This window comes from Gordonia sp. 852002-10350_SCH5691597, from assembly GCF_001665715.1.
Taxonomy (GTDB): Bacteria; Actinomycetota; Actinomycetes; order Mycobacteriales; family Mycobacteriaceae; genus Gordonia; species Gordonia sputi.
In genome coordinates this window covers 1-13,994 of record NZ_LZMO01000065.1, presented here as the reverse complement: position 1 = coordinate 13,994, position 13,994 = coordinate 1, and the positions used below count along the sequence as shown (strand labels likewise).

10 protein-coding genes and 2 pseudogenes are annotated in these 13,994 nt (G+C 65.8%); 7 read left to right on the top strand and 5 right to left on the bottom strand.

The window, feature by feature from the left end; translation table 11 throughout:
* Positions 1-80 precede the first annotated feature (80 nt).
* From trmB to A5777_RS04600, 3 genes are all read left to right on the top strand, one after another.
* Positions 81-938, top strand: coding sequence for a tRNA (guanosine(46)-N7)-methyltransferase TrmB (gene trmB, locus A5777_RS04610; RefSeq protein ID WP_231894940.1), 858 nt, complete (start codon positions 81-83; stop codon positions 936-938).
* Complete coding sequence (locus A5777_RS04605; protein WP_064861773.1) at positions 938-1,750, top strand: hypothetical protein; 813 nt, start codon at positions 938-940, stop codon at positions 1,748-1,750. Before trmB ends, A5777_RS04605 begins: the two co-directional genes overlap by 1 nt.
* 137 nt (positions 1,751-1,887) lie before the next feature.
* Positions 1,888-5,007 (top strand): MMPL family transporter, encoded by a 3,120-nt coding sequence (locus A5777_RS04600; protein WP_064861772.1) that lies wholly within the window; start codon positions 1,888-1,890, stop codon positions 5,005-5,007.
* A gap of 27 nt (positions 5,008-5,034) precedes the next feature.
* Here A5777_RS04600 and A5777_RS04595 read toward each other — a convergent pair whose 3' ends face one another.
* From A5777_RS04595 to A5777_RS04585, 3 genes are read right to left on the bottom strand one after another with little or no spacing between them, the layout of a single operon-like run.
* Entirely contained in the window at positions 5,035-5,700 is a 666-nt protein-coding gene (locus A5777_RS04595; protein WP_064861771.1) for a response regulator, read from the bottom strand.
* Positions 5,697-6,830: a MacS family sensor histidine kinase gene (macS, locus tag A5777_RS04590; RefSeq protein ID WP_064861770.1), complete on the bottom strand. Its 1,134-nt coding sequence runs from the start codon at positions 6,828-6,830 to the stop codon at positions 5,697-5,699. Before macS ends, A5777_RS04595 begins: the two co-directional genes overlap by 4 nt.
* Positions 6,827-8,242 carry an AI-2E family transporter gene (locus A5777_RS04585; protein ID WP_372495455.1) on the bottom strand — a complete coding sequence of 472 codons (1,416 nt, stop codon included), beginning with the start codon at positions 8,240-8,242 and terminating at the stop codon, positions 6,827-6,829. The genes macS and A5777_RS04585 overlap by 4 nt, the downstream gene beginning before the upstream one ends.
* A gap of 34 nt (positions 8,243-8,276) precedes the next feature.
* On the opposite strand from A5777_RS04585, the gene A5777_RS04580 reads away from it, so the two are divergent.
* Positions 8,277-9,410: a TIGR00374 family protein gene (locus A5777_RS04580; RefSeq protein ID WP_064861769.1), complete on the top strand. Its 1,134-nt coding sequence runs from the start codon at positions 8,277-8,279 to the stop codon at positions 9,408-9,410.
* A 68-nt stretch (positions 9,411-9,478) separates the two neighbouring features.
* Complete coding sequence (locus A5777_RS04575) at positions 9,479-9,922, top strand: DUF3054 domain-containing protein (protein WP_064861768.1); 444 nt, start codon at positions 9,479-9,481, stop codon at positions 9,920-9,922.
* On the opposite strand, the gene A5777_RS04570 is transcribed toward A5777_RS04575, so the two are convergent.
* Positions 9,898-11,469, bottom strand: coding sequence for an NTF2-like N-terminal transpeptidase domain-containing protein (locus A5777_RS04570; RefSeq protein ID WP_231894938.1), 1,572 nt, complete (start codon positions 11,467-11,469; stop codon positions 9,898-9,900). The genes A5777_RS04575 and A5777_RS04570 overlap by 25 nt on opposite strands.
* Positions 11,470-11,844: 375 nt before the next feature.
* Between A5777_RS04570 and A5777_RS04565 the strand changes: the two genes are divergently transcribed.
* A complete protein-coding gene (locus A5777_RS04565) occupies positions 11,845-12,612 on the top strand; it encodes a pirin family protein (RefSeq protein WP_064861766.1) in 768 nt (255 codons plus the stop codon).
* A 32-nt stretch (positions 12,613-12,644) separates the two neighbouring features.
* Positions 12,645-13,817 (top strand): annotated as a pseudogene (locus A5777_RS04560) (peptidase M13); the annotation flags it as partial.
* Between the two features lie 71 nt (positions 13,818-13,888).
* On the opposite strand, the pseudogene A5777_RS25790 reads toward A5777_RS04560, so the two are convergent.
* A pseudogene (locus tag A5777_RS25790) lies at positions 13,889-13,994 on the bottom strand (hypothetical protein); the annotation flags it as partial.

The window sequence follows — 13,994 nt, the reverse complement described above, 5'->3', positions numbered from 1 at the left end:
TGGTGGAAGGGTAGTCGCAGTTGGGCGAGGTGGCGCAGCAGATTGCACAAGCGGGTGTCGAGGTGTGCATGACCGACCCGATGGGCCACGATGGACCGGTGAACTCCTCCCCCGGACCGGCCAACGGCCAAGCCGACGCGTCACGCCTCTACCCGCGCGTGACCAGCTTCCGGTTCCGCCGCGGCTCGCTGACGCCGGGCCAGCAGCGCAACTGGGAGACGCTGTGGCCGGTACTCGGCCGCGACCTGGCCACCGACCCGGCCCAGACCCCGGAACCACCCATCGACTTCGACGCACTCTTCGGGCGCGAGGCACCCCGGGTGCTCGAGATCGGCAGCGGAACCGGCATCTCGACGGCCGCGATGGCCGCGGACGAACCCGACGTCGACGTGATCGCCGTCGAGGTCTACAAGCCGGGCCTTGCACAGCTCGTCGGTCTCGTCGACCGCGCAGGCCTGACCAATGTGCGCATGATCCGCGGCGACGGCGTCGTCGTGTTGCGTGAGCTCATCCCCTCCGAATCGCTCACCGCGATTCGACTCTTCTTTCCCGACCCCTGGCCCAAATCGCGCCATCACAAGCGTCGATTCGTCCAACGGGGCACCATCGAACTCATGGCTGACCGACTCCGGCCCGGTGGCGTGCTGCACATCGCCACCGACCATGCGGACTACGCGGAGTGGATCGCCGAGATCCTCGCGACCCAGAGTCCCGAGCGCGTCCACGTCGTCCCCGCGACGACGGGGGTACCGATCTCCCTGGAACGTCCGACCACCAAGTTCGAGGGTCGCGCAGAGCGCGAGGGCCGCGAGGTCAACGAGTTCGTGTACGTCCGACCCCGCGAGCAGGGGACGGCGGACGCCCCGGACAACCCCGAAACCGCGGACAACCCCGAAACCCCCGAAGCTCCAGACACCCCGACAGGCGGCGAAGGCTGATGACCGACACCCGTGGATCGACCGCACGCTTCGCCGACACGATCTCCGGACAGAGCGGCGCGCAGCGCGTCCTCCTGGTCTGGGACGCCCCCAACATGGACATGGGCCTCGGGTCCATCCTCGGCGGACGCCCGACGGCGGCGCACCGACCCCGATTCGACGCTCTCGGCCGCTGGTTACTGCAGCGCACCGCCGACATCTCTGCACAGGCAGCGGTCGCGGCCTACGATCGCGCCGTCGGCGATGACGCCACCGATGACTACGGCAGTGGCGATGTTGACGGCAGTAGCGATGTCGACGGCAGTAGCGACGACCACAGTGATGTCGACGACATTTCGACGACGTCGGACCTCGCGGTCCAGATCGAACCCGAGGCGACGGTCTTCACCAACATCGTGCCTGGTAGCGCCGACGTCGTGCGGCCGTGGGTCGACGCGTTGCGCAACGTCGGGTACGCGGTTTTCGCCAAGCCGAAACTGTCCGAGGACAGCGATGTGGACCCCGACATGCTCGACCACATCGAACTTCGCAGGCACACTGTTGGGTTAGCCGGGCTGATCGTCGCCTCCGCGGATGGTCAGGCGTTCCGGGATCCGCTGGTCGAGATCGCCGCCGAAGGCGTTCCGGTCACGGTCATCGGTTTCCGCGAACACGTGAGCTGGGCGCTCTCCACGGATGGGCTCGAGTTCGTCGATCTCGAGGAGATTCCCGGCGTCTTCCGGGAGCCGCTGCCCCGCATCGGGCTCGACTCACTGCCAGACGACGGCGCGTGGCTCACCCCGTTCCGCCCGCTGCGCGCGCTTCTCCGCTGAGAGAGCGCCCGTCAGCTCGGAGCGGAAACCCCCGGCCCCTAGCCTCCAGCTCCCTTACCAAACCTCAGCAAGCACTCAGGCACCACTGAAACAATCTCGGCAACTATCTCGGCGAGACTTTCTCGAAAGGAGTCGGCGTGTTCGGAGCCATCGGCACATTCGTCTTCCGGATGCGCTTTGCCGTCATTGCGGTGTTGGTCGCCATCATGGGCGGCCTCGGCCTCTACGGACTCGGGCTCGGCAATCACCTGTCGCAGAGCGGATGGTTCGATCCGACAGCCCAGTCGTCGAAGGGTTCGGTTGTCGCCGACACCGCCTTCGGCCGCGACCACCGCTCCGACGTCATCCTCCTCATCACCCCGCCCGCAGGCACGCTGGTCGACGACAAGCAGTTCGGAAGCAAGGTCGAGCAGGTCGTCGACGATCTTCTGAGGCAACATCCCGATGTGGTGCAGCGCGCCGCGGCCGCTCCCGATTCGACCGATCAGCAGGCCTACGAGAACGCGCTACGCAACAACCAGGAGATCATCGACCCCTTCTATCTGAAGGACGACACGGTCGCGCAGAAGGCCGCGCAGGACACCATCAGGTCGCGGACGTTCACCGCCGACAAGAAGCAGGCCTTCATCAGTATCGGCGTCGCGGGCAACGACGACACCTCGGTACTCGCGAATTACAAGAAGATCGAACCGTTCCTGCAGGGCGTCGTCGACGATCCCGGTAAGTACGGACTCGAAGGCACCCGATTCCAACTCGCAGGCCTGCAACCCGTTGCCGGTGCGATGGCCAGCGGTATGGACGACGACATCCGACGCGCCGAGGTGATCGCGCTCCCGCTCGTCGCGGTGATGCTGTTCTTCATCTTCGGCGGTGTCATCGCCGCCTGTCTCCCGGTGTTCATCGGTGGTCTGACGATCGCGGGCTCGCTGGGCATCATGAACATCATCGCCCAGCTCACCGAGCTGAATATCTTTGCGCAATCGGTGGTGACGCTGATCGGCCTCGGCATCGCGATCGACTACGGGCTGTTCATCGTCAGCAGATTCAGAGAAGAACTCGCCGAGGGCTACACCACCAAGCCAGCGGTACGAAGAACAGTGATGACCGCGGGACAAACCGTGGTCTTTTCGGCGACGATCATCGTCGCCGCCATCGCCTGTCTGCTGATGATGCCGCAGGGCTTCTTGAAGTCCGTCGCCTACGGTGCGATCTTCTCGGTGTCGTTGGCCGCGATCCTCTCGATCACCGTGCTGCCGGCCATCCTGAGCATCCTCGGACCGAAGATCGACGCCTTCGGGTTGCCGTTCCTCCGACGCACGAAGACCAAGGCCGAGATCGAGAACGGTTTCTGGGGCCGTCTGTCGGGGTGGGTCATGCGCCATCCCATCGCCACCGCGGTGCCGACCGTCCTGATCCTGCTGATCCTCACCATCCCGATCGGGGGCATCAAGTTCGGCGGCATCAGTGAGGCTTATCTGCCGCCGAACAATCCGAGCCGTGTCGCCCAGGAGGACTTCGACAAGGCGTTCCCGAAGGAACGCACCGAAGAGATCAAGCTCGTCATCTCCTACGACGTCAACGACCCCGACAGCGGCGCCAAGATCCAGCAGATCGCCGACGAGGCCAACAAGATCCCCGGCTTCACCAAGCAGTTCAGCCCCTCGGCCGACGACGGCGCGCTCACCGGAACCTACGGCTTCAACGGTCCGCAGGTCATCCAGATGTCGGCGGGTCTGGTCAACCGCGATACCGCGGGCGAGGCCGTGAAGGATCTGCGTGCCATCGACAAACCCGCGGGCATCAAGATGTGGGTGGCGGGAACTCCCGCACTGGTGCAGGACTCCATCGATGCCCTGCTCACCCGACTGCCGCTCATGGCGATCCTGCTCGTCCTGGTCACCGGGCTGTTGATGTTCCTCGCCTTCGGCTCCGTGGTCCTGCCGATCAAGGCTGCTCTGATGTCGGCGTTGGGCCTCGGCGCGACGCTGGGCATCCTGACGTGGATCTTCGTCGACGGCCACGGCGCGTCGATCGCCAACTTCACGCCGGGACCGTTGTTCGCCGCCGTCCTCGTGCTGATCATCGCGATTGTGTTCGGCCTGTCGACCGACTACGAGATATTCCTGTTGTCCCGCATGGTCGAAGCGAGACAGAAGGGCGCGAGCACCACGGAAGCGATTCGCGTCGGTACCGCGCACACCGGTCGGATCATCACTGCCGCCGCGGCGATCCTCATCGTCGTGACCGGCGCGTTCGGACTGTCCGAGATCGTGATGATGAAGTACATCGCCTACGGCATGATCGCGGCGCTCATCCTCGACGCCACCATCATCCGTATGCTGCTCGTCCCGTCGACGATGAAGCTGCTCGGTGACGACTGCTGGTGGGCACCGCGGTGGATGAAGACCGTCCAACGCAAGATCGGCCTCGGCGAAACGATCCTCGACGACGAGCCCGGCGCGAAACTCGTTAATGCAGGTGCAGGTGCAGGTGCAGGCACGCAGGGTATGCGTGCGGGCACGTTGATCGCCGAGGTACCGACGACCGCCATGCGAGCGGCTCCGCGTGCCGCCGCGACGGTCTCGGCGGGTGCGGCCACACGCTCCACGCGCGCGGGGTCGGCACCCCGGCCGACCACTGCACCCCGGCCTGGCCCCACACCCCAGCCGACACAGCGTCGTGCTGCCCAACCCCCGGCCGCGCGCACCCGGCCGTCGCAGCCGCCGTCGGATCGACGCCCCGCGCTGCGCGATCAACGTCCCGCGCAGACGCTCGACGAGATCGAGCCGGTACGTACTGCGCGCTTGTCTCGCCCGTCGGCACCGCGTCGTCAGAAGTCCGACCGTCCCGACACGGGCGGATGGATGCTCGGCGAGGGCGGCATCCGCCTGAACCAGCCACAGACCGGCGCCGCGAGCCCGTCGCCGCTGGGTCGACGCCCCGACCTCGACAAGACCGGCAAGCGTCCGCTCGTCGCGTCACTGTCGCCGGAGCAGGCGAGGGCGTCGCAACGACGCGCACCCGAGGGTTCGCAGTCGCCGATGGAGCGTGGACTCTCGCCCGACGCGGCGCGCCGAGCGCAGCAACCCGTCGCGCCGAGCGAAGATCACGAGACCCGCACCCCACCGCCGCGGCGTCAGCGCACCGACGACGGACCGAGTCGGTCGTCGGATCGGCACGCGCGCGCAGACGAGAATCCTGGCGAGAACCAGATCAGCGTGCAGGAACTGTTGCGCCGCAGCCGTTCCGGCGAGTAGCGGTCAGCGTCCCGGTGGCCCTACCGCTCACTCGTCGATGCCGTGCTCTATCGCGTATCGCGTGAGTTCGACGCGGTTACCGAGTTGCAGTTTGCGCAACGTCGACTGCACATGATTCTCGACGGTCCGGTGGCTCAGCGTCAGTTTGCGCGCAATCTGCTTGGCGCTCATACCCTTTGCGACGTAGCGTAGGACCTCGGTTTCGCGCTCGGTGAGCACGGGAGTCTGCGGCGCGCGGTCGGGTTCGGAGGACATACGTCGGAATTCGCCGAGTACGAGACCCGCGAGTCCCGGCGTGAAGACCGCCTGGCCCGCCGCGGTCGCCCGCACCGCGTCGATCAATTCCTCCTTCGACGCGCTCTTCACCAGATAGCCACTCGCACCGGCCTTTACGGCGTCGAGTACGTCGTCGCGCTCGTCTGATGCGGACAGGACCAACACTCGCGTCCTCGGCGAGACCTCGAGCACGGACGCGGTCGCCTCCGCCCCGTTACCGTCGGGCAGCTGCATGTCCATGAGGACGACGTCGGGTTGCACCGCACCGGCACGACGCCCCGCGGCCCCGACAGAGCCGGCAGTTGCCACGACCTCGAACCCCTCATCGGAGAGGTCGCGCGCGACGCCATCCCGCCACATCGGATGGTCGTCGACGACCATCACCCGCAGTTGGTTGCCGTCCTGTATCTCGCTCATCTCTTCTCCCGTGTCACCGGTACCGTCAGTTCCCACTCCGTGCCGATACCCTCGTCGGAGTCGAGTAGTGCTCTGCCACCGAGGGATTCGATTCTCCCGACAATCGACTGTGCGACGCCGAGCCTGCCCTGACGACGCGCCTCGTCGAGCCGTCCCGCGGCGATACCGACACCGTCGTCGCGGACACTCACGACAACGGCGTCGCCGAGGTCTTCGAGGAGCACGTAGGCACGCGCACCCGGTCCCGCGTGATGCGCGACGTTGTCGAGGGCGTTGATCACCGCCGCACTGATCTCGCGTGCCGTCGTCGCGTCGATCTCCACCGGGTCGGCGGGCGCACTCACCGCCACAGCCTCTCCCCCGGCCGCACGCAGCAGTGCGGTCAGATCCGCGGTCCCACAGTCAGATTCGGCCCCGACGTCGACATCTGCGATCAGACGGCGCAGCGCGACCTCCTGCGTTGCCGCTAGGTCGTCGAGTTGCGCTGTGGCGCCGCCGATCTCACGGCCGCGCTTGGAGATGAACGACAGCACCTGGAGCACACCGTCGTGCACCTCACGGGACAGTCGCTCGCGTTCACTTGCGGCCGCCGCCACGCGTGCGGCAGCTGCCAACTCCGCCTGCGCCCGACGGGCATTGACCGCCGCGAGTCCCACCGCGACACCGGCCGCCATCATCACGATGATCGTCGCGTTGCGGCCGAAGTTCAGATCGAGCCAGCCCTTGACGAAAGCGCTTGTGCCGCCGACGACCAGACCCGCGATGAGGCCGACGATCGGCCCCGCGAGCAGTGCCGCCGAGATCACCGAGTTGGTGGCCCACAGCGTCGTCGGCCATGTCTGGTTGTTCAGTGCCCACGACTCGCTGGCGACATACGACGTCGACAACATCAACGCGCAGGCGATCACCAGCTCAGTGCCGACCCAGTACCAATTACGGCCGAAGCCAACGTAATACGCGATACCGCAGGCGACGGTCCACACGGTGAGGAATCCGAACAGCACCCACGTCACGCCCGGGTGCAGCAGGTCGCCGTCGATCGCGATCCGGAACCCGAGCGCGTAGAGGTACGACAACAGTCGCAACACCTGCGCGCCGCGCCAGAGCGGCGTGACCGGATCACTTCTCATGACGACTCGTCGGGGTCCTTCTTGGGCGCGGTGTCGCCGGCCGTGGTGTCATCAGTCGTGCTGTCATCGGCCTTGCTGTCATCGGCCTCGACGTCGTCGGCCACGTCCACGTCGGCACCATCGCCGTCGAGACCCCGCTCGACGTCGGCCTCGGCGTCGGCTTTCGAGACCCCGACACCCTCCTCGACCGCCACGCCCGCCGACGCGGCCGCGGCGTCGAGATCTCGGTTGTCCCAATGAGGTTCGTCGGCCTCGGCGTAATGATACGAACCTTCCCCACTCGAGATCGGTAGGTTGCGGTGGCCGGCGAGATATCGCACGGCGGTGTTCGCGAAGGCGATGATCGGCACGGCGAAGAGCCCGCCGATGATCCCGGCCCCCACGATGCCCGCGGCGATCGCGAGGATCACCGCGACCGGATGCAGACGCACCGACCTGCCGAGCAGGAAGGGTTGCAGCACATGACCTTCGAGTTGCATCACGCCGATGAGGAGCGCCAACACGATGACCGCGGTCAACCAGCCCTGCGTCACCAACGCGATCACGACGGCGAGCGAGCCGCTGATGAGCGCGCCCACGATCGGGATGAACGAGAAGAGGAAGACCACCGTCGCCAACGGAAGTGCCAACGGAACCCGCAGGATCGCCAACCCGACGCCGATACACACGGCATCGACGAACGCGACGATCACGGTCGCACGTACGTACCCCACCAGGGTGCCGAAGCCCGCGACACCCGCGGCTGCGACCCGACCTCGGGTCTTCCGCGGGATCAGACGGCAGCAGAACTCCCAGATCTGACCGCCGCCGTAGAGGAAGAAGATCGTGAGGAACAATGTCAGTAACGCACCGGTGACCAGTTCGGTCGCCGTCGTCGCGGTCGCAACGGCACCGCCTGCCAGCTTGGCCTGGTTGTGCTCCATCAGGTTGATGATGTTCGACCCGAGGTTGCGCACCTGTGCTTCGTCGACGTCGAGCGGGCCGTCGACCAGCCATTCTCGCGTGCGATCGATGGTGACCGTGATCTCTGCGGTCAGCGCGGGGAACCCATGGACAAATGCCCGACCGACGAAGGTCAGCACCGTCGCGACAACTCCCAGCGCGACCAGCAGCATGATGACAACAGCCAGCGACCTCGGGAGCCCCTTCCGGTCGAGCCAGTCGACACCGGGAACCAGGAAGGCCGACACCAGGATCGCCAGCGCAACCGGAACGAACACCTCGTCGAACTCGAGAAACAGGCGCCCGAGCACATAGACGGCGAAGACGATCAGCAGGAGTCGCCACACCCACTCGGCTGTGGCCCGAACAAACGGGTGCACCTTGGAGCGGTCGAGCTCGGCCAGCGATCTCACAGACACCCCCGCCTCGGAATCTTCGGGATACTCGTCGGGTCGGGCGGCATGGTCCACGGGAGTCACACTAGCTGTCGTTACCCTTAGCCGTATGACGTCGGATACACCGGCGGTCCACGGTACCGTCCCTCGCTCTCGCTTCTGGTGGGTTCGGTGGATCCTGACGGCCGTCGTGGTGGCCATCCTGGCGGTCGAGGTCGTGCTGATCTGGCCGAAACTCGAGGAAGCAGCTCACCGGATCGGCGATCTCGACTGGGTGTGGCTCGTCGCCTGCGTCGTCGCGGCCCTGCTTTCGATGGACAGTTTCGCGCAGGTACAGCGAGCGCTGCTGCGGTCGGCGGGTGTTCGTGTCTCCGAGTGGAAGTCACTATCGGTGGTCCTCGCCGCGAACTCGGTCAGCCAGACGCTGCCGGGTGGTCAGGTACTCGCACCCGCTTTCACCTACCGCGAGACACGCAAGTGGGGTGCCTCGCCCGTTGTCGCGTCGTGGCAGGTGGTCATGTCCGGGCTGCTCGCCGGTGTCGGACTCGCAGTGCTCGGATTCGGTGGCGCACTGCTCGCGGGCGCCAAGACCAGCCCGTTCTCGGTGGTCTTCTCTGCGGTCGGGTTCATCGCGGTGGCCGTCGTCCTGCAGTATCTCGCCAGCCATCCGGAGTCGCTGCAGTCCACTGGCGAACGCATCCTCGGCTGGATCAACCAGGTGCGCAGCAAGCCGTCGGATCACGGGGTGTCGCGGTTATTGGAGACACTCGAACAGTTGCGCGCGGTCCAACTCACCCGTCGTGACACGAGTGTCGCCTTCGCGTGGAGCCTGTTCAACTGGATCGCCGACGTCGCGTGCCTGATGTTCGCGTGCTGGGCGGTCGGAGCCCATCCGAGCGTCTCCGGACTGATGGTCGCCTACGCGGCGGGCAAGGCCGTCGGTACCGCGATTCCACTGCTTCCCGGCGGGATCGGAGTGGTCGACGCCGTGCTTGTCCCAGCGCTGACCAGCGCGGGGATGCCAGCCGCCGACGCACTGACCGCGGTACTCGTCTACCGGATCATCAGTTATGTGTTGGTCGCAGTGATCGGGTGGATCGTCGTGTTCTTCCTCTTCCGGTCGCGAATCCGTACCGACGACTCCATCGGAGAAGAGATCGATCGCGACGTCGAGTCGGGCGATTTCGACCCGGACGCGGCTCCGGAGCGGAGACAATACGGACCTGAACCGCCCCCGGACTGACATTTCATGTCTGTCGCCCGCCACCCGCAGCACGTCATCAACGATGGGTGACGCTACCGTTGATACCCATGTCGAAGTCTGACGTGAGGGATCCGACCAGCAGTCGGCACACCACGACGTTCCCGCTGGCCGCGGCAGCGCTGTGCGACCTCGTGGCCGTCGTCGTGTTCGTGATGATCGGCAGGGCGAACCACCACGACGGCTTCGCGCTGGTCGGAGTGCTGCAGACCCTCTGGCCGTTCCTTGTCGGTGCCGCCGCCGGCTGGTCGATCGCCTACGTCTATTCACATGTCGGGTCGAGTGAGTGGTTCGGCAGCGACTTCCGGCCCGCACGCATCGTTCCGACCGGTCTGACGATCTGGATCTGCACCGTCGCGATCGGCATGGTGCTGCGCTACCTGCTGCACCAGGGCATCGCGCTGAGCTTCATCATCGTCGCGACCATCGCGCTCGGCCTGTTCATGCTGGGCTGGCGCGCGGTCGTCGCCTACGCGATGCGGAAGTACTTCTGAGCGACCTGTAGTGCAGCGGTCCCCGACTTCTCACCCTCTGTGTAGATCACGATGACCTTGCCGCCCTGAATGCCGATGAACCAGCCGGGACCCTGCGGTCCGTTGGTTCCGACCAGCGCTTTCAGGCCGGGCGCGCGAGTGAGGTCACTGGCGTCGCCGGTCTTGGCTGTTGTCGTCATCGCCGCGAGGATCGGCGCGCTCACCGACTTGTCGATCGCTCCGAGTGAACCGCCGTCGACCTTGGTCGTGGCACCCGAGATGACCGCGGGAGCAACAGAACTCTGAGTGCCCGCGTTGGCCCGCGCCATCGACACACCGAGCGCAGCCATGTTCAGCATGGTCGCCGTTGCCGACTGGGGCCGGTAGTCAATCGTCGCGACACCCGGCTTCGGGGAGGTCGGAGTCGACGCGCCCGGAACCGTGAACGTGACGCCGAGCCCCAGTCGGTCGAGCGCCGTGTCCGACGACTCGTTGTTCGACTCCCGCGAAGACGTGGCCTTGTCGACGGCCGAGAACACGGGATCGAGCGTCGCCCCGACCGGATACTGCTGGTCGACGCTGTTTCCACGCTCGGCGGCGTAATCGTTCTGCGCCAGACCGAGAATCCGACCCGACCCGGCGTCGAGCGCCATGATGGTCGCCGGTTGTCCGACCTCGACGGCCGCGTCACCGAGGGTCAACTGCACCTGCTGGTTGATCGACGTCGCGACGTCGGGACCGGGAGGCCCCTGCTCCCCCGCGAGCTTGCGCGGCGCGAGGCCCGGACCCACCATCTGGACCTGCCAACCGGCGGTCGCATCAACGATCGCCTGCCAGTAATTGGTCAGTGCGGGCTCGAGCGGCGACGAGAGTCGACGGTCGGCCATCACGAGCATGCCGGTCTTGTTGACCGACACTCCTGGAATCGCCGCCGGATCGCTGGTCATCACACCCATGTCGGGATCGCGCAGGGTCACCGCGATGATCGGCTTGCCCGGTGCTGCCGCGAGCTTCGCGTTGATGACGTCCGGCGTGATCAACGGCGCGATCGGTGCCAATGTCCGCGACAGTGCGCGCACCGACGCCCCCTGGTCCTTGGTCTTGGCCGGGTCGAGGACGATCTCGTTGACCGGCGCCAACACCATGAAGGGCTTGCCGGACACGCTGTTGACCGTTGGAGCGGGCCGCGCGTCGGTCCGGACCTCACGGAGGTTGCCGCCGACGGGCATTCCCTGGGCCAGGAGTGCGGGATCCCAGGTGATCTTCCAACCAGAACTCAGGTGGCGGGCAGTGCCCGACGTCGCCGACTCGAACGAGCGGTCCTTGTCCCACCGCCAGGTGGTCTTCAGGTTGAACGACGCGGTGCCGTCGCTGTACTCCTCCGGCTTGTCGACGTCGACGTCGATCGACTGGGGATTCATCGCTGTGACGGTCTGCGTCAGAGCGTCTGCGGCCTGACCGGGGGCAGTGGTGTACGACGCTGCTGCGGTGGCGTCTTTCCTGCTCAGTGCGCTGGCGAACTCGCTGACCGCCGCCGCGGCACCGGTGTCGGGACCACTGGAGAGCATGCGCCAGGTGACAAAACCGCCAGCACCGACGAGGACTACGCAGGCAACAAGAGCTACCCACCGCAAGCAATACTTCATAGTCCCATTGTTCACTCTAGTCACACGAGTCACATCACTGACCTGCTTGCGGTCAGAACTCGGACTAGTCACGATCTCGTCTCGGTCCCCATCAGTCTCACGGTCGGCCGCCCGATCGGGGGCGGCGGCCAGGGACTTCGCGGTGGCCGGGTCGATGAGCTTCTCGCCGTCGGATTCGTCGCCACGAGGAGCGGAGTCGACGAGGAGGTCTGAACCCTCTGCCACGCCGGAGTCGACCTCAGCTGCAGCGCGGTGGCGGCCTGAACTCCGCGTCAGAGCCGATGCCCATAATGGGTCATGGTCTTCACGGTGTTCCGAGCCGGAGTCCGGGAGGTGACGTCGACCGATTGGTTGACCTCCCGTCACTCGTTCTCATTCGGCGATCATTACGATCCATCAAACACCCATCATGGACTTCTCATTGCATGCAATGAAGAAGTTTTACTACCCGGACATGGATTCGATGCCCACCATCATTCGGATTCCGAAATCGTCACATGGGTGGTCTCCGGCACGTTGGTGCACACGGACTCTGCAGGTCACACCGGCGTCGTCTATCCCGGTCTCGCCCAACGAATGAGCGCCGGCTCCGGCATCGACCACACCGAACGTAACGACCCGTGGCCTGACCTGCACGAATCCGGTTCCGAACCGGTCCACTACATACAGATGTGGCTGGTACCCGACGAGTACGGCATCACACCGTCGTACGAGCAGCGCGACATCTCCGCAGCACTCGCCGGAGGCGATCTCGTCGCCGTGGCGTCGGGCGACCCCGCTGCCGAAGCCGCGATCACGATCAGCAACCGTGCCGCGACGCTGTTCGCCGCCCGTATCGCGCCGGGCACCTCGGTCGCCATCCCCGACGCTCGGTTCACCCATGTCCTCGTCGTCGACGGCCGGGCCGTGCTGTCCACAACAGATCAGGTCGCCGAGATCACCCTCGCAGCAGGCGACGCTGCGCGCGGCGTCGAAACCTCTGGAGCGACGCTGCGATCGGATGCGGGAGACGGGCCGGCCGAGGTTTTGATCTGGGCGATGAACAAAGCACTCGGAGAGCCCTGACTCAACTGAAGGTCGCGCGGTGGCGTGACAGGATAGACGTCGTGACTGCTTCGAAGACCGATTCCCTTCCTTCCGGCATCGACCTCGAGTGGGTCGACGATGCCGTCCGCGTCCAGGACGACCTGTTCTCCCACGTCAACGGCAAGTGGCTCGATACCCACGAGATCCCCGACGACCGTTCGGTCGACGGAGCATTCCACGTGTTGCGTGATCGTGCGGAGGAGAACGTCCGCGACATCATCACCGCATGTGCCGAGGCCGATCCGCCAAGCGGCTCCGACGCCCAGAAGATCGGCGATCTCTTCGGGTCGTTCATGGACACCGATCACATCGAGGCACTCGGGATCGGTCCGATCCGCGGTGAGATCGAAGCCATCGAAGCGGTCACGTCGACCGACGAACTCTCCGGACGCATCGGCCGTCTGCAGCGCCACGGCGTCGGCGGACTCTTCGGTTTCTACGTCGACACCGACGCCAAGCGATCCGATCGCTACCTCGTGCACGTGGTGCAGTCCGGTCTCGGACTGCCCGACGAGTCGTACTACCGCGACGACAACCACGCGGAAACCCGTGAGGCATACCGCGATCACGTCTCACGCATGTTCGCGCTCGCAGGCTACGACGACGCAGATGAGCGCGCGACCACGGTGCTCAACCTCGAGACCGCCATCGCGGGCCATCACTGGGACGTGGTTCGACGACGCGACGCCGACCTCACCTACAACCTCTTCTCTCTCGGCGAGTTCGATTCGCTCACTTCGGGTTTCAACATCCACGAGTGGTTCGGCGGCCTCGGGACCGTCGGAGACGTCACCTTCGCGGAGGTCGTGGTCGGTCAGCCTTCGTTCGTCGACGACGTCACCACGCTGTTCGCCGAGTCGCCGATCGAACACTGGAAGACGTGGCTGACCTGGCGGCTGCTGCACTCGGCAGCGTCGTATCTGTCGTCGGAGTTCGTCGACGAGAACTTCGCTTTCTACGGCCGCACCCTCACCGGAGCCGAGACCATCCGCGACCGCTGGAAGCGCGGCGTCGGATTCGTCGAGGGCGCAATGGGATTCGCCGTCGGCAAGCTCTACGTCGAGGAGCATTTCCCGCCCGAGGCAAAGGCCCGGATGGACGAGCTGATCGCCAACCTCGTTGCGGCGTACCGCCAGAACATCTCTGACCTTCCCTGGATGACGCCGTCGACTCGCGAGCGCGCGTAGTTTCCGATGAGATCACCACGGTCGACCGACAGTGCGCTGTAGTCGCGCCACTGTGCGGGGTACCCGATCTTGGGGGTGAACTTCTCGAGCTTGACCAACGCGCGCTCGCGAGTCGACGGCGTCATCCAGGGAAGGTCAGAGATGTTCTGGCGGTACGCCGCAACGAGGTTGGCG